The organism is Pseudothermotoga sp. U03pept, from assembly GCF_051235805.1.
Classification (GTDB): Bacteria; Thermotogota; Thermotogae; order Thermotogales; family DSM-5069; genus Pseudothermotoga_B.
Genome location: NZ_JBPNXV010000001.1, coordinates 1,033,408 through 1,058,997 on the forward strand (window position 1 = coordinate 1,033,408; position 25,590 = coordinate 1,058,997).

Sequence of the window (25,590 nt, forward strand, 5' to 3'; positions counted from 1 at the left end):
CTCTGATCAACTCCCGTTGGTAATATCACTTCCCAATGGAGCCAAGTGAAACACCACGCATTAGATACTTGTGAAATGCTACGAAAATTACAAGTACTGGCGCAACGGAGATGAATGCTGCAGCCATTGATGCACCTATACCTCTATATGGATCACCCCATCCTGCACTGAAACGAACCAAAGCAATTGGTAAAGTGAACTTGCTCGATGAAGTCAGTACGATTAGCGGCCAGAGAAAGCTGTTCCAAGACCCCAGGAAGGTCATTATTCCAAGTGTTACGAGCGCTGGTCTAATCAACGGAACAACTATTCTTGTCAGGATGCGTAGGCGCGAGCAACCATCTATCAAGGCTGCTTCTTCAAGTTCTCTGGGAATCCCAAGCATATACTGACGTAACATAAAAACACCAAAAGTACCACCCAAACCCGGTAAAATCAAAGCCGCGAAGCTGTTCATCAATCCTAAGCGGTTGATTATAAAGAAATTTGGCACCAAGAATAGCACAGATGGAAACGCCAATATTGCAACATATGTCCAGAAGATGATTCGCTGCCCAGGAAATCGAAGTCTTGCGAGTGCATAAGCAGCTGGTACTGCAACTAATAAGCCGGCGACTGTTGCGATCGCAGCGACGATCACACTGTTCCAAACTGATCTTCCAACGTTGATACCTCCTGCTGCTCTTGCAACAGCTGCGTAGTTTTCAAAAGTCATTGGATTTGGTATCCACCGAGGAGGGTTCTCTGTCACAGCAACTGTTGTTGGTTTTAGAGATGTGGTCAGCATCCAGAAAATTGGCACAAACCACAGGAAAGACAACAACCATATCAGTACCGAGTATATTGCTCTCTTCACAACAGATCTCTTGATTCTTCTCAGCTGAGTCATTCTATTCCACCTCCGCTGACCTAACTGACTGCGTTAAGAGGGCCAATTGTATCAAGCCGAAGACAATCACGATCAGAAAAATGTACCAAGAGATCGCTGCGGCGCGACCAAGTTGTTGTCTCTCAAAACCAACCATGTACAGATAGTAAACCATCGTACGGGTACTGCCCGCAGGTCCTCCTGCAGTCAAGATGTAAACCTGATCAAACAAACCAAAAGCCAGCAGCACATGCCTCGCTATATCAAAGAACATTACATTTCTTATCCAAGGTAGTGTCACATGTATGAATCTTTTCCAAGGTCCAGCACCATCTATCTTTGCAGCCTCATATTGTTCTGGTGGAATTCTCTGCAAAGCACCTATGTATAAAAGGACACTGAAGCCAACTATCCACCAGGCAGTTATGGCAATTATCCAAGTCCAAGCCAAAGTCGCGCTTTTGAACCAAGACATTGGGTCATTAATAAAACCGATTTTCTGCAGATAGTAGTTCGCCAGAGCGGCAGGTTGTGAACCAAGTATCCAGTCCCAAGAGAACAAGATCCCGATTGAACCAAAGAATGCCGGAGAAACAAAAGCGACCATTGGCCACAACTTTCCATACATCTTCTGATTCAAAACTAATGCCAAGACAACCCCTAAGGCTACTGTCAGGGGAACGCTTATTGCCGAAAAAAAGACAGTATTTTTCACTGTATCCCAGAAGCGTGAATCCCGCCAAACACGAGAGAAATTGTCAAATCCAATGAATCTTGGTTCTCCCAGCAGACGCCAATCGTGGAAACTCATTATTAAGCCGTAAATCAGCGGTGCAGCGACAAACAGTGTGAAGAAGAACATGTGGGGGAGGAGGAAGATGTAGGCTCCAACCCCCGTTCTGATGCGTTTAGACAGTGGTCGTACCATGAGTTCACACCTCCTCCCCAATCTGCTTTATTTCTTCTGACCAGACCAGTAGTCTTCCAAGATATCTCTTACCTCATCTGCCGCTGTCTGCATGGCTTTCTCTGGTGTCAACTTTCGAGTGACAAGGACATCTTCAAGATGCACTGCCACAGCATCCAAGACTTCTGAGAGTATTGGAAACATTTGGAACGTCTTGACGTACGGTAATTGCTGTGCAACGGTGTATATATGAGGAAGCTTCTCTTTCAATTCTTGACTCTGCGCAATAGATATTCTCGCAGGTGTTTGACCGGCTGCGTACCATTCTATGGCGTGGTCCCACAGATACTTGACCCAAGTCATAGCTGCTTTAAGAACTTGCGGATCCTCAACCATAACCTTTGTTAAAGCCAGAACATGAGAACCACCAAAGACAGCATTGTGCGTACCAAGCTGTGGGGCAGGTGCTGCACCGAAATTCTCTCCCAAGGCTTCTTTGAACGCTGCTGCCGTCCAGATGCCCGTTATCAAGAAGGTAGATTGCCCTCCAAGGAAAACTGGACCGGGGTCAACACTGGCTTTTAGCAGATACCCCTTCTCTTGCAGCTCCATCATGAATCTCAGTGCTTTTGCTCCAGCTTCCATGAAGGCTGGTTCTTTGAAGTCGGATGTGAGCAAATCACCGCCGAACTGCAACATGTAGTGTACCCACAACCAACTCCAGGATGGATTTTCATAGTATGGTGTTACCCCCTGAGGCGTAACCTTCTTCAAGGCTTCCAATGCCGCGGAAAACTCTTCTCGGTTTGTTGGTGGTCTGTCAGGATCAAGACCAGCTTTCACGAAATTACCACGATTGTAAGCCATGTAGAATATCCAGTAGTCGAGAGGTATTCCAAAAACCTTGCCACCCTCGATAAGTCCTTCAATCAAACCTGGGTAGATATCGGCAACATCGATTCCATATTGCTTGAGTTCCTCGACTGTAAATGTCTTGAGCAAGTCTTTAAATGCTGGCAGTACGTATTTTCTTGTGAACAAAACCTGTGGTGCTTGTTTTGTTGCAACACCAGTGGACAACTTCATCTTGTACTCAAGGTCATTGACCAATACCAGGTGCACAACCTCAATGTCTGGGTGTTGAGCGTTGAATTTTTGAATGATCTTGTCCATGTATGCGCCGTCTTCTCCTGCAAGAGGTGTCATGAAAGTCAAAGTAACCTTCACATTCACAAATGAAGCTGCAAATAGCAACGCAAGAATCAAAAAAGAATCCTTCTCATACCCATGAATTTCACCTCCTTGAGTTTTAACCCCACAGTAGTTCACCACTGAATGTCACTTGAAAATCTGTGAAATGAACGCAAGATCAAGTAAACCCTGTTTGTTGCTTGAGACATCTCATCATTATCACCCCCATTTTGCTCAGATATTTTGAGAAATGTTTACCAAACCTGGAAGGTAACATTGCACTGACATGGAAGGCTCAGCGAACTCAAAGACTATCAGTATATGTACGTACATTGGTATTATCAAGAATAATGTCTTTTTTGTCAAATTATGAGGAGGTCTCGAAGAAGGCTATTCGCAAGCTTCTGAGGCAATTAGCAGCAAAATGCTGGATCTTGTTCAGTATATCTTTGAATTTCTCGCTACTTGTATGTTTTTCACGTTGAATTATTTTTACAAGACCATGTACGAGCGTCAAGTGGACAGAAACAAGTATTCTGATCCGAAGATTTGTTCACCTGGTATCGGAAAAACATAACATATTCATCCACCGATTTTGACTTGAAAGCCCTTTGATCTTAGCTCATTTTCCATGTATTTAACTATCTTGCTTATATCGCTCGAGATGTTCATTTTATACCTTCTCCAGAGTGCAGTGTATTTCTCCGAAACATCATGATAGGGAAGCAGATCTATCTTTGGTTTATTGTCAAGTGAGGCTAAGAAGTTGCACAGATCTTCTAAGTCTTGCTGTGAATCGTTCACGTTTGGCACAACGGGGATACGAATCACGAATTCTTTCTTCCTCTTAGATAGAAATTTCAGGTTATCCTTTATCACACCGTTGCTGATTCCTGTGTATTTGATATGCTTTCTTTCGTCGATGACCTTCAAATCATACAAGAATAGGTCGACAAATGTAGCGATCTTTTCCAAGTCTTCTTGATTCACATAGCCGGAGGTATCAATGGTAACGTGTATGCCGTGTGACTTGATCTTGGGTAATACTTCCAAGAGAAACTCAGTCTGCAGCAATGGCTCACCACCAGAAAAGGTAACACCGCCATCTGATTGATCAAAGTACATTGTGTCCTTTTTTAGTTCCCTTAACAGATCTTCGGGTTCGATGCACTGCCCTACAACCTTCAGAGCGTCTGTTGGACAATATTGCGTGCATTTTCCGCACAACACGCACTGGTCTTTTTTCAAAGTCAGCAGATCATTCTCAAAACTCAGAGCGTGGCTTGGACATGATGCAACACACGACTGACAGTGTATGCATTTGTATTTTGTCCACATCAGCTCTGCATTTGGAGATATTCCTTCTGGGTTGTGACACCACCAACAAGAGAGGGGACATCCTTTTAAGAAGACAGTTGTTCTTATGCCTGGACCATCATGAATTGCAAATCTTTGAATGTTGAAGATGAGTCCCTGCATTTCACAGTTCACCCTGCTCTGTTCGAGCTATGATCTCTTCTTGCAAACCCTTTGGCAAACTGACAAAATAATCACTGTAACCAGCTACTCTGACCATCAAATCTTGAAAGTCAGTTGGTCTCTTTTGAGCCTCTCTCAGAAGTTCTGAAGACACTACGTTGAACTGTACATGGTGTCCACCCATCCTGAAAAAGGTCCTTATGAGCTTCCCCAGTTTGACCAGGTTCGTGCTGTCTTGCACCAAATCTGGTGTGAGCTTCTGGTTGAGTAGTGCTCCGCCGGTTTTGTCCCAATCACACTTGCAGACAGAGTTGAATACAGCTGCTATGCCTTTTCTGTCTGCTCCTTGAGCTGGTGAGATACCTTCTGAAACAGGCATACCAGCTTTTCTGCCATCGGGAGTTGCACCAGTGACAGCGCCAAAATAAACATGAACTGTGGTCGGTAGAAAATAAGCCCTTCGTGATGCTTTCCTCACCGGCGATGGTCGATAGTCTTCCACAACTCGAACAATCTCGTCCACAAGTTTCTTTGCAATGTTGTCAGCATAATCGTCATCGTTGCCGTACTTTGGGGTTTTGTTCAGGAAGATCTGCCTCATGTGCTCATAACCTTGAAAGTCTTCACGCAAAGCTTTTAGAACTTCTTCACAGGTGAAAAGTTTCTTGTCAAAAACGTTCCACCTCATCGAGGCAAGTGAGTCTGTAACAGTCCCAAGACCGACAAACTGAATGTACTGTGTGTTGTACCGAGCACCACCAGAGTTGTAGTCTCTTGCGTTCTCGACACAATCTTGAATCCACAACGACATAAATGGAACAGGCAAGTATCTGGCATAAAGTGCTTCAATGACATCATTACCTTTTATCTTTGTATCTATGAAGTATTTGAGCTGCTTTAGAAAAGAATCCCATAATTCGTCAAAACTTTGTGGAACCACCGTTTCTAAGCCTATACGTTTACCCGTTCTGGGGTCAACACCACCATTGAGTGTTATTTCCAAGATCTTTGGCAGATTCAGATAACCTGTGAGGATATATGCTTCTTTACCAAGTGCACCTGTTTCAACGCAACCACTCACACCCGATTCTCTTGCGTCTTCAAGAGTCTTCCCTTGACGCAACATTTTGACGATAATTCTGTCGTAGTTGAAAAGAGGTGGTTCTCCGAAACCCGGCGCCATAACTTCTAAAGCCTTCAAAAGAAAGGCATCAGGATTCTTGTCACTTACGAGAGCGGCTGTATTCGGTTGAAGTGTTCTCATCTCGGAGAGTACTTCCAAAATCAAGTAGGAAAGCTCGTTCACCGCATCTGAACCGTCTGTTCCAAGTCCACCCACGTTGATCTTTGAAAAATCATTGTAAGTAAAACTTTCTTCCGCGGTTATTTTCACCTTTGGGACAGACGGTTGGTTGTTGAATTTCAGCCAGAAAGCTTGCAACAATTCTTTTGCCATTTCCCGAGTTATTTTGCCTGATTCAACATCTCTTTTGTAAAACTTGTAAAGGTGTTGGTCAAGTCTACCCGGTGTGAAAGAATCCCATGGATTTGTCTCATAAGTGATGCCAACATGGATGAACCAATAGTGTTGAAGCGCCTCCCAGAAACTCTCTGGTGCATGTGCGGGAACTTTCTCGCAAATCCTTGCCATTTCCAGAAGTTCCTTTTTCCTTTGAATGTTTTCTTCAATCTCAGCAAGAGTCTTCAATTTCTCGCTGTATCGTTTTGCATATATTAGAATTGCATCACAAGCAATATCCATTGCCTTGAGCTCTTCAAGTTTCTCGAGATACTCTGGGTCACAAGTCGAAAGTTGCGCCATCTTTTCTCTTATCTTTCTCTTTATGTCGAAGACGCCGGTCTTGAAAATCATTCCTCCGCCAGAGGTGTGCCCAGGCGCCCTTTGTTCCATGAACTCTGTCCAGACTCCTGCTTCGTACGCGTCTTTCCATTCTTGAGGCATATTTTCAAAAATGATATCCCTCATTGCTCGCCCGCACCAGAAGGGTATGATTTTCTTTTCATAGATCTCACGTGTTTGATCATCAACTTGAAATGGCATGTTTTTTCTTGTTTCCAAGGTCTGAAGGTCCTCAATTGTGTGGACACATATTTCAGGGTAGGTCGGAACTTCCTTAGGTCCTGTTCCTCTGATGCCGACAATGAGTTGACCATCTTCCATTGGAAGGCTGCAGTTCTCCATTAAATACTTGAAAGCCATGGCACGTAGAACTGGGTATGAGATGTTTTGAGGAGCTTTGGTTCTATAAAAATCTGTCATTAATCTTGCTCGCTCAACTGATATCTTTTCTTTTGCTTGAACACTCTCTTCTCTCAGTCTTTCGATTCGATTACTCACCGACCTTATACTTGAGCGTCTTCGTTCGATTTCCTTGTCAAGATTTGCCTTCAAAATCCCCACCTCCTTAAACTATGCCTTAGATCGTGATGAGCTCCTCGTCCAAGTCTGTGATTTTCTCAAAACAATCATCACGAACGACTACGTCGTTTTCAATCCTGATACCGAACTTCCCTGGTATGTAAATCCCCGGCTCTACGGTGATTACCGCACCAACTGGCAGCGGGTCATTGAAGATCGGACCCATCCTCGGTGGCTCATGAACTTCGAGTCCTATACCGTGTCCCAAACCGTATTTGAAACAATGTTCAGCATATTTGCTCTGTAGAATGACATGTCTTGCCACTTTATCAATTTGACTTGGAATCTGCCCAGCCCTGCCTTCATCTGTTGCTCTCTTAAGAGAATGCTTGACTAAGTCATAGCACTCAATTATTTCCGCAGATGGTTTTCCCAGCACCACCATTCTTGTTATATCACAACAGTAACCGTCAACGCGTGCACCAAAATCAAACAGGATTAATTCCCCATTTTCTACCTTCTTGGCTGTGGGTTTGACATGTGGTTTTGAAGTATTGTGACCAGAACCGATAAGAGTTTCGAATCCCACTTGCCCACCCAGTTTCTTGATCCTGTATTCCAGTTCAGCACAAATTTCAAGCTCAGTCACACCCTCTTTGATACAGCCGAGAGTATCTTTAAAAGCTTTTTCAGCTATTCTGCTGGCAGTACGTATCTTACTCACTTCTTCTTCACTCTTAATAGAGCGCATCCTGTAGAGCACATCATCGATTGGTATGAATTCAGCATTCAGTTCGTGACGTAATTCACCATAAGTCTTGCAGTCAAGTCTTTCTGCTTCGAAGCCTATGAATTGCGCAGATAGTGTTTTCAGAAAGGATGCCACGGTTTGGATCAGCTTACCACTGGTGTGTTTCACCAAAACAAAGTCACTCTCTTGTTCCACCTGTTCAAAGTACCTTGAGTCAGTGATAACGTAATTGGATCCATCCTGAATTATCAGAACGCTGCATGAACCTCGAAAACCAGACAAATAGAAGGTGTTTGCTGTGGACGAATTCTCATAGTTCCATATCATCACTGTATCTACATCTCTATGGATATTAGATTTGACATAGTTCATCAGTTTCTGGCTTCTTTTCATCCAATTTCTCCTTTCTAATTCAAACTGATCTAATCCATACAATCATTGGTCCACGAGTCCTGTTTGCCCAAGAAAAGTAAGGAACAAATCTTGCCTCAACTGGTTTGTCTTCTCTTAACTTCTCTGTGGGTATGTAGAGCTTACCTTCCCAATTTTTCATATCCTGAGCAAAACCATGACCCGAGATTGAAACAATCTTGCCCAAAACAGGAATACTTTCACAGCGAAATTGCAGTTGGGGAACTTTCGGCAATCCCAATGTTCGTACCTCAAAGTCGTTGTCTGCAGCTTCTGCACAGTAAACAATTGGACCTCTCTTAATGGCAATCTTTCCTCTATTCTCTTCCACAAATGGATGACTTTGAATCGTTTCTATAGGCATCGAAAATGACAGATCTATAGAGTCTCCTGTTTTCCAAATCTTCTTTATCTCTGCATAACCATTCTGCAGCTGGACATTGATATCTTCACCGTTTATTCTGACTGAGAAGTCTCTTGTCCAACCTGGTATTCTAAAGTAGATCGCCACCGGGTCTGTGATCCGTGAATCGATCACTCTAACTTGTATTTGAGCAGACCACGGATAATCTGTTTCTACGAGCAGTGTCATCCTTCCAAAACGTGTACTGATATTAGCTGTGCTCTTCTCATAGAGATTGACAAAAACAGCAGAATCATCCTTTTTCAGTGAATATATGTACCCAGGTAGTGAGGTAATTAGTCTGGCGATATTCGGCGGACAACAAGCACATTCAAACCATTCTTTTCTTGTGTGGGTGCCATCGCTTTCAAGTGGATTATCGTAGAAGTAATGCTTGCCGTCCAGAGAAATGCCCGAAAGTAATCCATTGTAAAGTACTTGCTCCATTGTGTCTACGTACTTTGCATCATTCGTCGCTAAGAACATCCTGTAATTCCACATGAAACTGGCGATTGCTGCACAAGTTTCCGTGTATGCTTTCATGTTTGGCAGTTCGTACTCTTTGCCGAAGGCTTCCCCTTCTGCACGAGCCCCACATCCACCAGTGATGTACATCTTCTTTTCAACCAAATCATGCCACAGTCTTTCAAGGGCTCGCCAAAGGTCTTCTGCACCGGTTTCCAAATACAAATCAGCAGCCCCACAACACAAATACAACATTCTCACAGCATGGCCAACAAGTTCATCCAGTTCAACAAACGGTTTATGGTCCACGAAATATTCGCGGGTTATTCCAGGATACTTTGAGCTACTTGCATAACCTTTTCCTCGTGCACGCACAAAATAGTCCGCCAGCTTCAAATACTTAGGATCATCCGTTTCTCTGTAGAGCTCGACAAGAGCCATTTCGACTTCAGGATGCCCGTCCAACTCAGGTTTCTTATTAGGTCCAAAAAGACTATCGATGTGATCAGCGAATCTCTTGGCTATCTCGAGTAAGGAATTTTTGCCAGTGACCCTCTTATGTGCAACGGCTGCCTGAATGAGATGTCCTGCGCAATACATTTCATGAGACCATCCCAGATCTGTCCATCTCTCATTTCTCTTATCTTTGGGATAATAACTATCGACATAGCCATCTTCATCTTGAGCTGCTCTGATTTCCTCAATAGCACAGTCGAGGTCCTTTTCGAGTTCTGTATCCACTTTTGTTGCAAAGAGAAAGGAAACAGCTTCAGCCCATTTGTGTACATCAGTATCATTGAAGCGAAATCCTTTGAAAGTACCCTTTTTCTTACCAGAGGCAAATCTCAAGTTGTCTATTCTTCCTTCCTTTTCAAGCATTTCATACATACTGGGTAGTGTTACATTAGCTGCTCTATCAAGGTAATCACCGAGAAAGCCATAGATGTGAACATCAGATATCTCTAAACCTTTCAAAAGTGCATAAGGGCTTTTCTGCGTCTCAACAGGTACTTTTCTGCTCATCATCACGCAACCTCCTTTTAGGCTATTTCATTCCTGTCATAACTATGCCGCGCTGAAAGTAGTTCTGCCCGACGAAATATATCAAGATTGGAGGAATCATAATGACCGTGGAAGCCGCCATCAGCAAATTCCACTTTGTACTGTAAGCCCCACGGAAGATCGTTAGTCCAACCGCCAATGTGTATTTCTTCGCATCGTTCAAATAAATGATCGGTCCCATGAGATCTCCCCAGACACCCAGAAAAGTAAAGACAGCTACAGTTATCAGTGCAGGTTTAGAAAGGGGTACAACTATTCTCCACAGTACTTGCCAGGGTGTTGCGCCATCCAGATAGGCGGCTTCATCAAGTTCGATCGGAAGACCCGCAAAAAACTGTCTAAGCATGAAGATGTAGTAAGCACTGCCACCAAACCAGGCTGGAACTGTCAACGGTAAGTAAGTGTTCACAAACCCCAAAGACTTCCACAAAATGAATGTAGGAATCAGAGTAACAGCGTAGGGTATCATCAGAGAGGTAAGAATTATGAAAAACAAGAGATCTCTTCCTCGCCAACGCAATCTAGAAAACGCAAATGCAGCCATAGGAGCCGTCAAGAGTGTGCCGGCTTCAACGAATCCAAGTACAAGCAGGGTGTTCAGAAGATATCTGAAAAAAGGCATCGCTGTGAGCGCTTGTGGATAGTTCTGCCATCTAAAAGGCTTCGGAATCCATTCAAGTGGCATTCTAAAGATCTGGCCCGACGACATTAAAGAGCTTCTGAGAAGCCAGAGAAAAGGCATCAGGTAGACAACAGAACCGAAAATCAAAACAACAAAGGTAATGGTTTTTCCAGTAAGAATAGTCATTATTCTTGAGTGAGCCACTCTCACTATGAGCACCTCCATGCACTACTTGCGTAACGCTTCATAATAGACCCAGTATCGGGATGTTCTAAATATGACGAGGGTCAAGACTATTATTATTGCAAAGATAATCACCGACAAAGCGCAAGCATAACCCATTTTCCCATATTGAAAACCTGTCAGAAAAATGTAGTACGTGTAGAACATGCTTGCGTAATTCGGACCACCACTTGTCATGATATATGCTTGGGTGAATCCACCCTGAAGTGCCCCGATTATACCCATAAGCAAGTTGAAAAATATCGTGGGAGTCATCATTGGAACAGTGACATGTCTCAGTCTGTGCCACCATGTTGCACCGTCGAGCATTGCCGCTTCATAAAGATACTCTGGTATGCCCTGCAATCCAGCAAGAAAAATGGTTATTGTGTAACCTATGGTCCAGGTACTCATCACAATAAAAGCCGGTATCACTTGTTTCTCGTCGTATATCCATTTTAGTGCCGGTAAGCCTAAGGATTTGAAGATATGATTCAGCAACCCGAATTGAGGATGGTACAGTGTTAACCAGACCATTGCAACTGCAACTGATGGGGTAATTGATGGTATGAAGAAAAGCGTTCTAAAGAGTGATCTTCCAGGAACTTTCACATTCAGCAATAGTGCCCAAAAGAAACTTACAAGAAGACTGAGAACAACACTACCAATCGCGTAATAAAAGGTTACAAACAGTGATTTCTTGAATATGAAATCGTTGAAGAGTTTTGAGTAATTTTCCCATCCTATCCACTGTGGCTTGCCTGCAAGAGACCAATTTGTGAAGCTCATAAATATCGCAGCAATTGTTGGTCCAAGAACCCACAGGAAATATCCTGCAATTCCAGGTAGAGCGAGTGCGATTCCCCATTTTGTTTCAAACTTTCTCAAAGATGTCACGCTCCTTGTGTAGAATCAGAGGGGATCTTATCCCCTCTGCTAGAAGTGAAAAACTCTTGGAATTACTTGTCATATCTTCCGGCAACCAACGGCTGGATCTTTGCTGCAGCTTCCTTACACACTTTTGTTATATCTTCCTGACCGTAAAAGATTCTGCTCATCTCTTGCACTACGATGGTGTTGATCTCAGCAACGTTCTTCAGATATGCATTGGGATATGGTTTAGCATACTTGTAGTAGTTGACAACTGCATCTCTGTATTCCTTTGGATGAACCTCCGGATTCAACCATTTGCTTATGTATTCCTCTTTGGTGTACCAATCGAGTATAGTAGGTTGCCACAATCCACTTCTTATGACCTCAACTACCTGATCTGGGTTTTGGATGAATTTGTAGAATTCCCATGCTGCCTGCAGTACTTCTGGGTCATTCTTGACAGCATCTTTGAATATTCCTATTGGTGTTCCTTCCACACCGGTAACTGGTACTTTCATGTATGGCAGAGGAGCAACACCGAACCTCAGACCTTCTTCTTTTGCTATTTGAGCAGCCTCTTGCATAGCCCACTGACCGTCAAGAACCATCGCAACCTGGCCTGTCTGTAGAGCAACATTCAAGCTCGGGAAGGCGTCTGCAGCTGCCGGTGCTATAGCAGCAAAATCTTTGTAGATCAAATTGTATATTTTCTGAATAGCTTCAACGGTCGCAGGAGAATCCAGCATTACTTGCTTTCCATCTTCACTCACAATATCTCCGCCATTCGACCACAGCAAAGGATAGAGAACCCACGGACTTGTGCCTCCTCCTCCAATTGCCGCGCCGTACTGGACAATATTTTTGGAATCAAATCCTGGCTCACCCGGTCTTCTACCTTTGTTGTCGAAGGTCAGCTTTCTCGCCGTTTCAACGAATTTGTCCCACGTCCACTCTTCGGGTTTCGTCGGAGGATATGGAACCTTCGCTTTGTCAAACAAATCTTTGTTGTAGTAGGTAATCATGAATTCTGCTGCAAAGCTTACCCCTGCCAATTTCTTACCTGTATCAAACTTCCAGTAAAGCTGTGGTAACTTGTTCACAATCACGGGATCTGCATCTTTCTGAAGCAGTTCGTTCAAGTCAACAAGAATGCCTTGGGCAGCCCAACTAAGGGCGCGACTCTCAACAAGATAAGCCAGATGAGGTGGCTCACCTGAGGCAATCATTGCAGAAAGCTTTTCAAGGTATTGTGGAATGTGCATTGGTACAACTTTGATGTTTGGATGGAGTTTGTTGAATTTTTCACACGCTTGTGTGACAACACGAGCTTCAAGTTCATCACCCCAGAAAGCAAATTTCAGTTCAATTGTTTTTGCTGAAGCGAGAATAGCAAGGGTCAGAAAAATGACTATACCGAGTCTCAACTTCACAATATCCACCTCCTACCTTCCTATGACAGTTTGTGAACCTTCAAATCCATTCAGATAACGATCTTGATTGTTACTTGTCATATCTTCCAGCAAGTATAGGTTTCAGTTTTTCAGCAGCTTCATTGCAGACCTTTTCGATGTCTTCGTTCCCGTAGAAAATTCTTGTCATCTCCTGACCAAAGATCGTGTTGATCTCCGCAGAGTTTTTCAGATATGCTACAGGATACTTTCTTGCATATGCATGATACTCAATAACGGCAGCTCTGTACTCAGCTGGATGCAGTTTTGGATCCGTCCACTTTTTTATGTACTCGTCCTTGGTATACCATTCAATAGTTGTAGGTTGCCACAACCCGCATCTTATAAGGGTTAGAACATTCTCAGGATCCTGGATGAACTTGTGAAACTCCAAAGCCGCTTTGAGAACTTCGGGATCCTTAACAGCATCTTTGAAAATGACTATTGGAGTTCCGATTACACCTGTTACCGGTTTTTTGAAATAGGGAAGTGGTGCTAACCCTAACTTCAGTGATCCCTCTTTAACCATTTCTCCAGCTTCCTGCATAGCCCATTGTCCATCTATGACCATCGCAACTTGACCTGTTTGCAAAGCTATGTTCGTGCTTGGAAATGCGTCTGATACAGTTGGTGGGGCAGCAGCGTGGTCTTTATACATCAGATCGTAAATCTTCTGAAGGGCTTCTATTGTCTCTGGAGAGTTAATCATCGGTTTGGTACCAGTTGCGTCGGCAATGTCACCGCCATTTGACCAAATCAACGGAATGAGTGGACACCACCAAAGTGGAATCACGGCACCGTACTGGACAATATTTTTGGAATCAAATCCTGGCTCACCCGGTCTTCTACCTTTGTTGTCGAAGGTCAGCTTTCTCGCCGTTTCAACGAATTTGTCCCACGTCCACTCTTCAGGTTTCGTCGGAGGATATGGAACCTTCGCTTTGTCAAACAAATCTTTGTTGTAGTAGGTAATCATGAATTCTGCTGCAACCGTGATTCCAGCCACCTTCTTGCCACCATCGTATCTCCAGTACAATTCTGGCAATTTGTTTGAAAGAAGTGGATCTTGGCTGATAGCTTCTGTTAGATCGTAAAGAATACCTTTCGACGCCCAATCCAGAACATTTGGTTCGTACAAATATCCTATATGTGGCGGAGTACCAGCAGCAACCATTGCTGTGAGTTTTTCGATATAGTTCGTGGGAATGTGCATCGGCGATACCTTGATATCAGGATGTGCTTTGTTGAATCTCGCACAAGCCTCACTAACGACCTTTGCTTCCAGGTCGGTACCCCAAAAGGTGAAAATTAGCTCGACTGTTTTGGCTGCGAAAGCATTGACTGAAAACATAAGCAAGACAAGACAAACAGTGAAAATTCTCAAAACCCTCATTACCTTAACCCCCTTTCAGTGTGTTAGTACCCTCTTCTCAGTCATCTTTTCGAGCACAGGTATGTACACGAAAAGTGAATAGACAAGGAAGAGATTGAGAAACTACAAAAGGCATGTTAGTATATGTACGTACATCTGTGAGTTTACAGAAATGATGCTTGCAAGTCAAAGTTGACAAGGGTCAACTCGCAGCCAAAGTAAACCGAAATAACTGATCCTGTACTCGTTCAAATCCAATTTCTTACTATTGCTCCTAATTTCTTTGATTTTCGCCAGAGATTAATTTTCAACAATCCAAAAGTGGGTCTTTGTCAGCGAAATCAATGAAGACTATTTTACAGCTCCCAGAGTCAATCCTCTTATCAAATATCGCTGTGTTATGAGTGCAAAGATTATCACTGGTAGCATTGTTACAAGTCCAGCCGCTGAAAGCGGTCCCCAGGCTACACGCCAGCCAGTTATGTATCTTCCAAGATAGACGGGTAAGGTTTGAGCTGAAGCATTGCTCGTCAAAACCAAAGCGAGTAAGAACTCACCCCAGCTTTGTATGAAAGCCAGAATTGCTGCGGCAGCAAGACCGGGTGCACTCAACGGCAGCACGACTTGAAGGAATGCTTGTGTTCTCGATGCACCATCAATGTATGCTGCTTCTTCAATCTCCTGTGGGATTTCGTTGAAAAAGGATATCAGTAACCATATAGAGAGAGCCGTTGTGGGTACAAGATACGGCAAGATCAGTGCCCACCAAGTGTTCAGAAGCGATATCTTCGAGAAGATAACATACAAAGGTATAGCGCTCGCAATGGGAGGCAGAAATCTCATAGATATGAACCAACCAGCCAAGCTTGTACCACCAATCTTTGTTCTGGAAATCGCATAGGCTGCAAAAGCAGCAATAACTGTTGAAACCAAGGAAGTAGTAGTAGCAACGACTATGCTGTTGCGCAAGAAAGGAATTATCCCAGCTATCGATGTAGTCGTAGTTCCAAAGGTAGTTGAACCTGTGCCCAAAAAGTTCGAAAGAGTGAATTTCGTCGGCCAGAAGACAGGAGGTGTAGTGAACCATTCAGACTCTTGTTTAAAAGCGGTTATGAGAATCCAGTAAATCGGGAAAAGAAAGATCGATAGAACAAGAATTGCCACAAGAAATCTGATGATTCGAAGAATCTTTTTGCGCGTCATCTTCATCACTCCTTGGAAAGGCCGAGCTCTTTACCTATATTCAGGATTCTTGTGAGTGTATTTATCAATATCGCGCTCACGATTACTAAAATGACACACAAAGCAGAACCATAGCCTATGTTCCACCCATAAGAGACCGTTACTTTGTAGGCGTAGAAACTCCATGTCGAAGTAGCCGAACCAGGGCCACCATATGTAGTCATGTAGACCGTATCAAAAGCTCTCAGCACATCGATGATCCTCAGCAATAGTGTTACGTATATGATTGGTCTGAGAAGTGGGAGCTCGATATACATAAAAAGTTTCCATCCACTTGCTCCATCAACCTTACCGGCATCGAGAATGTCCTTCGGCAGTGCTTGTAACGCAGCGTACAGAATGAGAAAGACAAAAGGTGTCCACTGCCAGATTTCAACTATCATAACAGCCATTCGAGCACTGTTCAACTTGCCAAACCATTCTATCGGCTGAAAACCAAGAAGCCCCAGAAAATAGTTTATAGGTCCAAAGATGAAATTAAACAGCATCTTCCAACCGAATCCTCCAACTGCGGCAGGTACCATCATGGGGATAAGGAACAACGATCTGAGAACCTTCTCGCCAAACAGATCACGCAACAGATAGGAAAGTCCCAAGCCAAAGATCATCTCCAGTGGGACGGCTATGAGAACCAGCAAGATAGTGAATTCGATCGACGATATCGCCAATCTATCTTGAAAGATCTCAAAATAATTTTTCAGACCGATGAACTGCCCTGTACCTTTTTTTGAAAGATCGAGATTTGTGAAGGAATTGTAGATCATGTATATAAAAGGATAGATGGTCATAACGAGAAACAATACAATTGCTGGCAATATCATGAACAAGCCCTTTCTTTTCCTCTGTTGAGATATCAAGATGGTTCCCTCCTCAGTCAGGTGTGAAGAGGGTGGGCGAGGATCACCCACCCCGAGGTGTTCTCACTTTCCGAGAACCTTTTCCCATTCGGCGGCAAGTTTGTTCAGTGTATCAATTGTCAAAGGAAGTTCTCCAGAGAGAATCTTTGCAAAGTTTATGTTGCTGATGTCCTCGAGTCTTGGTTCTTCTGGTATTCTTGGTCTGAAGGTCTCATCGGCATAGATCGATGGGAGGACCTTTACCCAAGGAATCGCTTTTTGTGCCTCTACATCTGCAAGGGTTGATTTTCTCACAGGTGCAATCGCAAATCTGATGAGTTTTTCTTTATCTGCCCACTTTGATGTAGCAAACTGAATGAACTTGAAGGCTGCCCTTTGTTTCTCCTGTGAGATGAATTTGTTTATGCCAAGAGCCCAGTTACCAGCTACCGAGCGACCCGGCATTGGGGCAATTCCAATCTTTTCCTCAGCAGGTTGGAGTGCTGGGGATGATTTAAACTGCAGATATGGATTGGTCCATTGTGGTACCATGGCAACTATACCTTTTGCAAAATACTCCAATGTCTCACCGTAGTCAGATCCAAGTGGGTCAGGTGAATAAGGCATCAAAGCCTTCATGTCTTCAAAAGCTTTCAGACCTAGGTCACTCGCAAAGGCTGGCTTTCTGTCGCTGGTGAAATAGTCTCCATAATCGAGGTCGACTGGTCCAAAACGCGTTATGCCTTCAACACTTCTTCTGTAAGGACCGAAGAAGATCAAGTACATGTAGAACATGGTGTGTGTTGTGGGGAACATCAACGCAATTCCGTATTGTGTTGGAGAATTCTTGTTAAAGGACTTGGTGAAATATCTTGCGACATCCACAGCCTCTGCCCATGTCGTGGGAACTCTCAAAGGTCTGCCGAACATCTTTTCAAACTCTTCTTTGTGCTTTGGATTTTCAAAGAGATCTTTTCTGTAATAGAACAACATGGTGTTGTTAAAATACGGAAAACCAACCAACTTGCCATCCCAGATCCCCAAGTTCTTCGCCAGTGGGAGGAGATCATCCATGTCATATTCTGGATCAACAAGATCAGGATTCTGTTTGATGAACTCAAACAGATCCACGCAACCTTGACTGACCGCACCAGCAGTCATGACATCCCAGTTGAAGACATCGAACGCACCTGATTTTGCGCTGATATCTGCCAGAATTCTTGGATACAGAACTTCCCATGACAGAGTTGTCACATCGACTTTGATATCGGGGTTCTTCTTCATGAACTCTTGGGCTAACCACTTCAGTGAATCGGCATTGTCAGAACAAGCAACCACACTGATGGTAACTTCTGCGAAGGCAAGTGCACTCAAGACTGCCAAAACCAATACAACTAGAAGCCTGGACCTCATAGCAACACCTCCCCCAGATGATATATGAGTTTTCGCTTGTGCGAAGAACTTTTATGAAACCACCCTTGTAACCCCATTACACGGCAAAAACCAACATACGTATTGATACGTACATTCCAATTAGATTATACTTTTCTATGCAGGTAAGACAAAAGCTCAAAATGAGCCGATATGGTATGAATTATTTCAAGCAATCGGGAGAAAGTTCCCATCTTCTTGTGTTCTCTCTGCTTTGCTGTGTTTTTCTTCAAATATCTCTTTGAAGCAATAACTGATTCAAATTCAAGATGAAGATCGTTGGCGAGTTAACCGTGAACCGAGATGAATGAATTCAAAAAACTTTTGATTTCTATACTTGAACTGTCGTAAAACAACTGTTCTACGATCACAATGGGTTTGAACAAAACCCTTACCTCTGCCCGTATTTCGTATGATACTGAAGGTTTAATCTATCGATCTCAGACGTATCGAGTTGCTCAACGTTTTCCCTTAGAAGAACGAAGTAACTCATCTTAGCGACTTCTTCAAGAAAGATGGCTTTCTTTAGCGCATCATCCAACGATTCACCTACAACTATCACTCCATGTCTTTTTAGCAAGACCGTTCCTGACTTTCCTATCACCTTCAAAACAGCTTTACCGATAGCTTCTGAACCAACTGGTGCATATTCGCTGACTGGTATCTCTTCACCAAAAACATCAGCATGTGCGGTGCACAAAACTGGTATTGTTCTCCCCAGTACTGCAAAAGCAGTTGCAAAAGTTGAATGCGTGTGTATGATACTTTTTGCCCAATCAAGGTGTTTGTACAAATAGAGATGTGTAGCGGTATCAATCGATGGTTTCTTGGTCCCTTCAATGGTTTCCCCTTGAAGATCAACCACAATCATATCCGCTGGTTTCAGAAGAGAGTAAGGAACTCCCGAAGGCTTTATGATCACTTTATCATCGATTCTCAAACTCACATTCCCACTGGTGTACGCAACCAAGCCGTATTTTTCAAGAGTCATGTGAGCTTCATAGAGTAATTGTTTTTCAGCCTCGTACATCTTCATCACCTCAATTTTGAGGATTCATCAGAGCAACTGAGTTTCTCACGATCAACTCAGGTTGCAAGACACATTTTTCTGCTTTTTCACCATGAAGCATCTTCAGCAGGATTTCAACAGCCTTTCTTCCCACTTCTTCTTTTGGATGGGCAAAGGTTGTCAGAACATCTCTGAAATCACCTATTGGTGCGTCGTCAAAACCAATGACCGATAGATCATCTGGTATTTTCAATCCGATTCGCTTTGCGACAAGTTGAAGCTGTAACGCTGTGGCGTCGTTATAGCAGAAAATGGCTGTTGGACGAATCTGGTTGGGCATACTCAAAAGCTCGTAGGCATTTTGCATTGGAGCTCCCGTGAACTCAGATACGTTGAAAGACTTTTCGTAAATTTTCTCAAAGCCAAGTTGTCTTGCCCTTTCTATGAAACTCATCGCCCTTGTTACGCTCGGCAAGTGGATAGATTTGTACAAAACGGCAACTCTTTTGTGCCCATGTTCATGAAAGATCTCTGCAGCCCTTGTTCCCCCAAAGGCATCATCTAATGTCACGCTTCCACAGTCGCTGATCTTCCAATCGCTGTGCACTAAAACAACCTTGATGCCCTCTCTTACCAGCAACTCAAGATAATCTTTGTTTGAACGTTTCGTGGCACTGTAAACAGGATCGACTATCAAACCGCTCACACCCGACTCAACCCATTCGGTGATTATCTGTCTTTCTTTGTTCGGATCTTCTGAAGCATTTCCAAGTAGCATTTTGTAACCATTTCTGAACAAGTAATCTTCTGCCCCGAGCACAACATAAGGAAAGATGTAACTGGTAATCTGTTGGACAACTATGCCAATTGTCTGGTTTTCTCTCTCCGCGTTCACAAATGTGCCGACACCAGGTTTTCTGACAATAACACCTCTAACGGCAAGTCTATCAAGAGCCTTGCGGACGGTTTCTCTACTTGCGTTGTATTGTTCCATTAACTCTTTTTCAGTGGGTAGCCTCCCACCAGCCGAGTATCTCCCGGATTTCAGCTCTTTTATCAGCGCTTGTTCTATGAATTTGTATTTTGGAACTATGATCGCTCACCTCCAAGTAAGGTACGTACATTATTTTACGCTGATTTTTAAGTCAAGTCAAATTTGGTTCTCCTGACTCTATCGAAGATGAGTTTTCTATCTCTCAGAACCAAATTTGAAGACTTGCACCTGCATTAGAGAAACAGAGAGGTTATTATCATCTTATTGAAATAGTAAGCAGTTCAGTTGACTCTCAGAGAGATGGTTGTTAAATAAGATTAGATGAAGAGTCTCACACAAGGTGTAGAATTTTCCGGAAAGGAGTTGAAAGAAGTTGTGAAAACTATCTTGTCTGGATTCTTGATTGGTTTGGCAAACCTTATACCGGGCATAAGTGGTGGAACGATAGCCGTTGTGCTGGGTATTTATGAAAAACTGATCAAAGCCATTGTAGCAGCTTTCAAAATCAAGCTCACATACGAGCAGCTGAAATTACTTTTATATGTTGGAGTAGGTGTAGTAGCAGCGATCTTCGCAGGTTCAAAATTGATCGATATCTCTTTGAGAAAGGCAAGTGGTGTCACGTATGCGATTTTCTTCGGTCTGATCTTGGGTACACTTCCACTTTTGTTCAAACAACTTGGCAAAATCAAGGTTTTACACCTTTCAATCGGAATTGTGTTGTTCATATTCATTGAGTTCTCTGGTCTCTCTCTTGATCTTTCAAACGAATTTGTTTCGGTGGCTGGTTTTTTAGCAGCCTTCGCAATGGTCATGCCTGGTCTGAGTGGATCACTTGTAATGCTCATCTTGGGTGTTTATGAAGATGTTGTCGAGGCAGTGAGCGAAATGAAACTGAATATCTTGATACCCTTTGGTATAGGCATGGTTTTCGGTATAGTTGTGTGTGCAATCTTCATGAAATACCTTTATGAAAAATTCCCAACACAAACGAAAAACATTGTCTTTGGACTTGTTTTGGCATCCCTCATCAAGATACAACCTTTTGACAAACAAGCCTTTACGGGGTATGGAACGATCATGGTGGGTTTTTTGACAATCACCGCAGCTTTTATATCGTACAGATTGACCAGACTGTCAAAAGATTCTGTAAACTGATTGTTGGATTGTGCTATAATGCATTTTTGTAGAGAGGAGGCAGGCTGATGAGATTGATTCGATTCTTTACACTGTGTTTGTTAATCCTTGCAGCCTTTGTTTTTGCTAAAACGATTACAGTCGGTACGAGTGCAGATTTTCCACCATTTGAGTACATTGAAAACGGACAATTTGTAGGTTTCGACATGGATTTGATGAGGGAGATTGCAAAGCTTGCTAATCTTGAGCTGAAGTTTGTCGACATGAGTTTTGATTCTTTGATACCAGCACTTAGAGCTGGCCAAATCGATGTGGCTGCGGCGGCGATGACGATCACCGATGAACGAAGGCAAGTCGTAGACTTCTCAAAACCATACTGGACTGCCGATCAAAGCATAATAGTCAAAGCAGACAGCGATCTGACAATAACGGTGTTGTTCCAAAAGGGTAAGATTGGTGTTCAAACCGGCACAACTGGTGATCTTTGGTGTACTGATAACTTAGTAGGCAAAGGTTTGTTACCAGAGAAAAATCTTAAGAGATACGACACCTTCGTGCTGGCTTTGAGTGATCTGTTGAATGGGAACATCGATGCAATCGTGCTTGATTCGCCGGTTGGAAACAGATTTGCCGCGGTAAAACCTGTTAAAGTAGTTGGTGTAATAGTTACAGGAGAACAGTATGGAATAGTCGTGAAGAAGGGGAACAAAGAGCTACTTGACAAGATCAACAGTGCACTCGAAGTTCTTATTGAAACAGGCAAAATGGCAGAGTTGATCGACAAGTATTTCTGAGCTCAGTGGGGGGTTAGAACGTAGAGAAATTCGCGCTTATCCTGGATTCTTTGCCGATTCTCTTGAAGGGCACATGGGTCACCGTACAGCTGACGATACTGGGGTTGGTTTTGGGGTTGGTGATAGCTGTACCTGTGAGTTTTGGACAGATCTACGGTGGTCGTGTTGCCCGTCTGCTTTGTTCAATCTACGAAAGAGTTTTCAGAAGTATACCTCTCCTGGTCTTGTTGATGCTCATCTTTTACGGGTTACCCGAGATCGGCGTAAGACCTGCTCCATTTCTTGCGTGTATTCTGGGTTTGGGTATAAGAAGCTCTGCATACCAATCACAGATCTTCAGAGGAGCTATACTGTCGATTGGAAAAGGGCAAACGCTGGCAGCCTTTTCAATTGGAATGAACAAAATACAAGCCTTTCGATATATAATCTTTCCTCAAGCTCTTCGTTACTCTATAGCTCCGTGGACGAATGAATTCACAGTGGTTTTGAAAGATTCCTCTATGGCTTATGCACTCGGTGTTGTTGAACTGCTCAGACAAGGAAGTTATATCATTTCAAGAACCTATGAACCTATGACAATCTTCTTGACGTGTGCGGCAATATACTTACTGATGACTATTTCTGCAAACAAAATCATGCAATTACTCGAACGAAGACTGCAGATCCCAGGTTTTGAGATCAAGGAGGTTTCACATTGAGCGAAGAGATTGTGTTGAAAATAGAAGATTTGCACAAGAGCTATGGTGACAATGCCGTTTTAAAGGGTGTTTCACTGCAGTTGAAGAGAGGTGAGACAAAGGTAATTATTGGACCAAGTGGTACTGGAAAGAGCACATTGCTTGGTTGCGTCAACAGGCTTGTTGAACCTGATGGAGGTAACGTTTACTTAGAAAGCGAACTGATCACTGCCCACAACATTCATAGAATGCGCCAGAAGATCGGTTATGTCTTTCAAGACTTCAACCTTTTCAACCATCTCACGGCACTCGACAATGTCAGAATAGGACTTGTGAAGGTTCAAAAGCTTTCGAAAGATGAAGCCACACAGATCGCAATGGAGCAATTGAAGAGAGTCGGCTTGGTCGAAAAGGCAAACCTTTATCCATCTCAGCTTTCTGGTGGACAAAAACAAAGAGTTGCAATTGCAAGGGCTTTGGCGATGAGACCAAAACTCATGCTCTTTGACGAACCAACGTCTGCACTCGACCCGGAACTGATAGGGGAAGTGCTTTCGGTCATGATAGAACTCGCAAAATCTGGTATGACAATGCTGGTTGTCACGCACGAACTTGGTTTTGCAAGAACTGTTGCAGATGAGATCATCTTTATGGAAAACGGTGTGATTGTTGAACAGGGACCACCTTCGAAGATCTTCACAAATCCAGAAAAGGAAAGAACCAGACAGTTTCTCAGAAGACTCACTGAACTGTATGGCGAGGACAAAGTATGAGCTTTGGGCAGATTGTTCTCATATCAATGCCGAGACTTTTAAATGGCTTGGCTGTAACCCTTTACATGACCGTTTTTTCTGCGGCAATCGGTTTGCTGATTGGAATATTGCTTTGCCTGGGAAGAGTCTATGGAAACAAACTGGCAAAAACTTTCAGTACCGGTTTCATCGAATTGATTCGTGGCACACCGATGCTCGTACAACTGTTCATCTTGTACTACGGACTACCTGTTTATGGCATTCGGCTCACACCACTTGTGGCTGCTTTGATTGGTTTTTGCATAAACAGCGGTGCTTATCAAGCAGAATACATACGCGGTGCGATACAGTCGATTGGTATAGGACAGATGAAAGCAGCTTATTCCATAGGAATGACAAAATGGCAAGCTGTCAGACTGATCATACTGCCCCAAGCACTCAGAAGGGTGATACCTGCCTGGACGAATGAGTTCATTTACTTGTTGAAGTATACCTCTATGGCTTACATCATCGGTGCCCCTGAGATGATGGCACAGGCTAAGTTCATAGCAAGCAGAAACTTCGAGTTTTTTAGAGTTTACCTTTTGACTGCCCTTGTGTATCTGGCTGTTGTATGGATAGCCGCTGAGATTTTTTCAAAGCTCGAAAGAAGACTGCGAATTCCTGGCACTATAGTCGGAGAAAGATAGTTAATCTAACAGTTTTTTCAACTGTTCTGGCTCAATTCTGAACGGGGAACCTCTTCCCTGTAGAAAGTGATGTCTTTTCAACAGATGAATGGAGAGATCGCTGAAACTGATTTTGGCATCGTTCTGAAGGTTTCTCACCGAAACAACTCTTTTTCTGAAGATTCCATCTTTAAAAGGACATGGTATGAAACCACGGGCTTCATAGATTTGAACTTCCCATTTTCCCTCTATGATCATCGGTTCACCCAAACCTTTTGCCGCTTCGTCCATTATTCTCTCCATCCACTTGGCAACTTCATCAAAATCGAGCTGAAATCGACTCATGAGTAATTCGTCTTCTTGAATGATCTGCGCCAGGTCTCTCTCATCATCTCCAAGGAAGCCCACAGAGCTTATGACACCTGGCTTCATGTTTTTCTGAGCTTCGATGAACTCGGGTGACATCTTCATTTTCTCACCCCTTATGCGAATTTGTCGAAATAAATCTTTTCTTCAGAGATACCGTTGTTCTTCATTACTTGAACACATGCGTTGATCATACCAGGGCTGCCACATAGATAACCTTCTTTTGGTTTTGACTGATCTATTCTGCCCTTTAGATATTTGTCCAAGACATCGGTTATCAAACCAATTTCGCCATTCCATCTATCCTGAGGATCAGGACTTGACAAGGCTGGGATGAAATGAAAGTTCTTCCGCTTCTTCTCCAATTCCATGAAAAAATCAACATAGAACAAGTCTTTCATAGCCCTTGCGCCGAAGAAATACCATATCTCCCTTTCCACATTCTTCTGATAGAGATCTATGATTATCGAACGCAAAGGCGCCATACCAGAACCTCCGGCAACACAGATCATGACAGCATCAGTTTCGCGAACATAGAATTCACCAAAAGGTCCAGTGAATTGTACTTTTTCACCTTCTTTCATATAATTGTGCACGTAGGTCGTGGCAGCACCCCCAGGAACAAGTCTGATCAAGAGCTGGATGCGTTCATTTTCACTGGGAGGTGAGGAGATAGAATATGCCCTTTGAGTCACTTCGTTGATCTTTCCATAAGGTGGTATTGAAAGTTGAATGTACTGACCGGCTTTGAAATCGATCGTTTTCGGTTCGATCAGCTTTAATGTCAATTCTTTTATGTCGTAGGTGACGTTGTTGATCTTTTCAACTACTGCTTGGAACTTCTTTGCGTAGAGTAGTTCTTCAGGGATTTCTATTTCAATGTCTTTCTTAACCTTTACTTGACAGGAGAGTCGCACATTTTCTTTCATCTGTTCTTTAGATATGTATGCAAACTCCGTTGGAAGATAAGGTCCCACGTCGCTGAGTACTTTGACTTTACAAACTCCGCAACTACCTCGACCACCACAGGCTGATGGAATGAAGATCCCTTGTGAAGCAAGGGTGAATAGCAAAGGAGCCCCACCTTTGACCGTCATTGTTTTTTTCTTGTTAACAGTTATTTTGACCTCTCCATAGTTGTTCACCACGGCATCAACGATCACAATGATTAAAGCGAGTAAAAAACTCACCAACGATACGATCAGTGGTTCTACGAGAACTCTCATCTTT

At 43.3% G+C, this 25,590-nt stretch carries 23 protein-coding genes; 5 read left to right on the forward strand and 18 right to left on the reverse strand.

Annotated features, from left to right (window positions below):
* Positions 1 to 25: 25 nt before the first annotated feature.
* From ACSFC1_RS05045 to ACSFC1_RS05120, 16 genes are all read right to left on the reverse strand, one after another.
* Positions 26 to 889: a carbohydrate ABC transporter permease gene (locus ACSFC1_RS05045; protein WP_435565029.1), complete on the reverse strand. Its 864-nt coding sequence runs from the start codon at positions 887 to 889 to the stop codon at positions 26 to 28.
* A 1-nt stretch (position 890) separates the two neighbouring features.
* Complete coding sequence (locus ACSFC1_RS05050; RefSeq protein WP_435565030.1) at positions 891 to 1,796, reverse strand: carbohydrate ABC transporter permease; 906 nt, start codon at positions 1,794 to 1,796, stop codon at positions 891 to 893.
* Between the two features lie 27 nt (positions 1,797 to 1,823).
* On the reverse strand, positions 1,824 to 3,041 hold the full coding sequence (locus ACSFC1_RS05055) for an extracellular solute-binding protein (protein WP_435565031.1): 1,218 nt from the start codon (positions 3,039 to 3,041) through the stop codon (positions 1,824 to 1,826).
* A 507-nt stretch (positions 3,042 to 3,548) separates the two neighbouring features.
* Positions 3,549 to 4,445 carry a glycyl-radical enzyme activating protein gene (locus ACSFC1_RS05060; protein WP_435565032.1) on the reverse strand — a complete coding sequence of 299 codons (897 nt, stop codon included), beginning with the start codon at positions 4,443 to 4,445 and terminating at the stop codon, positions 3,549 to 3,551.
* Position 4,446: 1 nt separating this feature from the next.
* Positions 4,447 to 6,858 (reverse strand): trans-4-hydroxy-L-proline dehydratase, encoded by a 2,412-nt coding sequence (hypD, locus tag ACSFC1_RS05065; RefSeq protein ID WP_435565033.1) that lies wholly within the window; start codon positions 6,856 to 6,858, stop codon positions 4,447 to 4,449.
* A gap of 25 nt (positions 6,859 to 6,883) precedes the next feature.
* Positions 6,884 to 7,969, reverse strand: coding sequence for a M24 family metallopeptidase (locus ACSFC1_RS05070; protein WP_435565034.1), 1,086 nt, complete (start codon positions 7,967 to 7,969; stop codon positions 6,884 to 6,886).
* Between the two features lie 19 nt (positions 7,970 to 7,988).
* Positions 7,989 to 9,881 (reverse strand): glycoside hydrolase family 127 protein, encoded by a 1,893-nt coding sequence (locus ACSFC1_RS05075; RefSeq protein WP_435565035.1) that lies wholly within the window; start codon positions 9,879 to 9,881, stop codon positions 7,989 to 7,991.
* Positions 9,882 to 9,900: 19 nt separating this feature from the next.
* On the reverse strand, positions 9,901 to 10,749 hold the full coding sequence (locus tag ACSFC1_RS05080) for a carbohydrate ABC transporter permease (RefSeq protein WP_435565036.1): 849 nt from the start codon (positions 10,747 to 10,749) through the stop codon (positions 9,901 to 9,903).
* 18 nt (positions 10,750 to 10,767) lie between these two features.
* On the reverse strand, positions 10,768 to 11,649 hold the full coding sequence (locus ACSFC1_RS05085) for a carbohydrate ABC transporter permease (protein ID WP_435565037.1): 882 nt from the start codon (positions 11,647 to 11,649) through the stop codon (positions 10,768 to 10,770).
* A gap of 71 nt (positions 11,650 to 11,720) precedes the next feature.
* Positions 11,721 to 13,064 (reverse strand): ABC transporter substrate-binding protein, encoded by a 1,344-nt coding sequence (locus ACSFC1_RS05090; RefSeq protein ID WP_435565038.1) that lies wholly within the window; start codon positions 13,062 to 13,064, stop codon positions 11,721 to 11,723.
* A 70-nt stretch (positions 13,065 to 13,134) separates the two neighbouring features.
* Positions 13,135 to 14,475, reverse strand: a complete 1,341-nt coding sequence (locus ACSFC1_RS05095; protein ID WP_435565039.1) for an ABC transporter substrate-binding protein — start codon at positions 14,473 to 14,475, stop codon at positions 13,135 to 13,137.
* A 330-nt stretch (positions 14,476 to 14,805) separates the two neighbouring features.
* Positions 14,806 to 15,657 (reverse strand): carbohydrate ABC transporter permease, encoded by an 852-nt coding sequence (locus tag ACSFC1_RS05100; RefSeq protein ID WP_435565040.1) that lies wholly within the window; start codon positions 15,655 to 15,657, stop codon positions 14,806 to 14,808.
* Positions 15,658 to 15,662: 5 nt separating this feature from the next.
* A complete protein-coding gene (locus tag ACSFC1_RS05105) occupies positions 15,663 to 16,553 on the reverse strand; it encodes a carbohydrate ABC transporter permease (RefSeq protein WP_435565041.1) in 891 nt (296 codons plus the stop codon).
* Positions 16,554 to 16,616: 63 nt separating this feature from the next.
* Positions 16,617 to 17,945, reverse strand: a complete 1,329-nt coding sequence (locus ACSFC1_RS05110) for an ABC transporter substrate-binding protein (protein WP_435565042.1) — start codon at positions 17,943 to 17,945, stop codon at positions 16,617 to 16,619.
* A gap of 409 nt (positions 17,946 to 18,354) precedes the next feature.
* Complete coding sequence (locus tag ACSFC1_RS05115) at positions 18,355 to 18,993, reverse strand: L-ribulose-5-phosphate 4-epimerase (RefSeq protein WP_435565043.1); 639 nt, start codon at positions 18,991 to 18,993, stop codon at positions 18,355 to 18,357.
* 10 nt (positions 18,994 to 19,003) lie between these two features.
* Complete coding sequence (locus ACSFC1_RS05120) at positions 19,004 to 20,065, reverse strand: GntR family transcriptional regulator (protein WP_435565990.1); 1,062 nt, start codon at positions 20,063 to 20,065, stop codon at positions 19,004 to 19,006.
* Between the two features lie 222 nt (positions 20,066 to 20,287).
* On the opposite strand from ACSFC1_RS05120, the gene ACSFC1_RS05125 reads away from it, so the two are divergent.
* The 5 genes from ACSFC1_RS05125 to ACSFC1_RS05145 are packed head-to-tail and all read left to right on the forward strand — an operon-like array spanning position 20,288 to position 24,015.
* Entirely contained in the window at positions 20,288 to 21,124 is an 837-nt protein-coding gene (locus tag ACSFC1_RS05125) for a DUF368 domain-containing protein (protein ID WP_435565044.1), read from the forward strand.
* Between the two features lie 47 nt (positions 21,125 to 21,171).
* Positions 21,172 to 21,897: a basic amino acid ABC transporter substrate-binding protein gene (locus tag ACSFC1_RS05130; RefSeq protein WP_435565045.1), complete on the forward strand. Its 726-nt coding sequence runs from the start codon at positions 21,172 to 21,174 to the stop codon at positions 21,895 to 21,897.
* A 50-nt stretch (positions 21,898 to 21,947) separates the two neighbouring features.
* Entirely contained in the window at positions 21,948 to 22,595 is a 648-nt protein-coding gene (locus ACSFC1_RS05135; protein ID WP_435565046.1) for an amino acid ABC transporter permease, read from the forward strand.
* On the forward strand, positions 22,592 to 23,347 hold the full coding sequence (locus tag ACSFC1_RS05140) for an amino acid ABC transporter ATP-binding protein (RefSeq protein ID WP_435565047.1): 756 nt from the start codon (positions 22,592 to 22,594) through the stop codon (positions 23,345 to 23,347). The genes ACSFC1_RS05135 and ACSFC1_RS05140 overlap by 4 nt, the downstream gene beginning before the upstream one ends.
* Complete coding sequence (locus ACSFC1_RS05145) at positions 23,344 to 24,015, forward strand: amino acid ABC transporter permease (RefSeq protein WP_435565048.1); 672 nt, start codon at positions 23,344 to 23,346, stop codon at positions 24,013 to 24,015. The genes ACSFC1_RS05140 and ACSFC1_RS05145 overlap by 4 nt, the downstream gene beginning before the upstream one ends.
* Here ACSFC1_RS05145 and ACSFC1_RS05150 read toward each other — a convergent pair whose 3' ends face one another.
* Positions 24,016 to 24,465 carry a hypothetical protein gene (locus ACSFC1_RS05150; protein ID WP_435565049.1) on the reverse strand — a complete coding sequence of 150 codons (450 nt, stop codon included), beginning with the start codon at positions 24,463 to 24,465 and terminating at the stop codon, positions 24,016 to 24,018. It lies immediately after the preceding gene.
* Positions 24,466 to 24,476: 11 nt separating this feature from the next.
* The gene (locus ACSFC1_RS05155) at positions 24,477 to 25,586 is read right to left on the reverse strand and encodes an NADH:ubiquinone reductase (Na(+)-transporting) subunit F (RefSeq protein ID WP_435565050.1); all 1,110 of its coding nucleotides are present in this window, start codon (positions 25,584 to 25,586) and stop codon (positions 24,477 to 24,479) included.
* Positions 25,587 to 25,590 lie beyond the last annotated feature (4 nt).

What these genes read in the sequence shown, in the direction of transcription:
- ACSFC1_RS05045 (WP_435565029.1), bottom strand. Translation starts at nt 889, where the DNA reads ATGACTCAGCTGAGAAGAATCAAGAGATCTGTTGTGAAGAGAGCAATA.
- ACSFC1_RS05130 (WP_435565045.1), top strand. Translation starts at nt 21,172, where the DNA reads ATGAGATTGATTCGATTCTTTACACTGTGTTTGTTAATCCTTGCAGCC.
- ACSFC1_RS05060 (WP_435565032.1), bottom strand. Translation starts at nt 4,445, where the DNA reads ATGCAGGGACTCATCTTCAACATTCAAAGATTTGCAATTCATGATGGT.
- ACSFC1_RS05150 (WP_435565049.1), bottom strand. Translation starts at nt 24,465, where the DNA reads ATGAAGATGTCACCCGAGTTCATCGAAGCTCAGAAAAACATGAAGCCA.
- ACSFC1_RS05110 (WP_435565042.1), bottom strand. Translation starts at nt 17,945, where the DNA reads ATGAGGTCCAGGCTTCTAGTTGTATTGGTTTTGGCAGTCTTGAGTGCA.
- ACSFC1_RS05125 (WP_435565044.1), top strand. Translation starts at nt 20,288, where the DNA reads ATGAAGAGTCTCACACAAGGTGTAGAATTTTCCGGAAAGGAGTTGAAA.
- ACSFC1_RS05050 (WP_435565030.1), bottom strand. Translation starts at nt 1,796, where the DNA reads ATGGTACGACCACTGTCTAAACGCATCAGAACGGGGGTTGGAGCCTAC.
- ACSFC1_RS05155 (WP_435565050.1), bottom strand. Translation starts at nt 25,586, where the DNA reads ATGAGAGTTCTCGTAGAACCACTGATCGTATCGTTGGTGAGTTTTTTA.
- ACSFC1_RS05100 (WP_435565040.1), bottom strand. Translation starts at nt 15,657, where the DNA reads ATGACGCGCAAAAAGATTCTTCGAATCATCAGATTTCTTGTGGCAATT.
- ACSFC1_RS05070 (WP_435565034.1), bottom strand. Translation starts at nt 7,969, where the DNA reads ATGAAAAGAAGCCAGAAACTGATGAACTATGTCAAATCTAATATCCAT.
- ACSFC1_RS05095 (WP_435565039.1), bottom strand. Translation starts at nt 14,475, where the DNA reads ATGAGGGTTTTGAGAATTTTCACTGTTTGTCTTGTCTTGCTTATGTTT.
- ACSFC1_RS05075 (WP_435565035.1), bottom strand. Translation starts at nt 9,881, where the DNA reads ATGATGAGCAGAAAAGTACCTGTTGAGACGCAGAAAAGCCCTTATGCA.
- ACSFC1_RS05115 (WP_435565043.1), bottom strand. Translation starts at nt 18,993, where the DNA reads ATGTACGAGGCTGAAAAACAATTACTCTATGAAGCTCACATGACTCTT.
- ACSFC1_RS05145 (WP_435565048.1), top strand. Translation starts at nt 23,344, where the DNA reads ATGAGCTTTGGGCAGATTGTTCTCATATCAATGCCGAGACTTTTAAAT.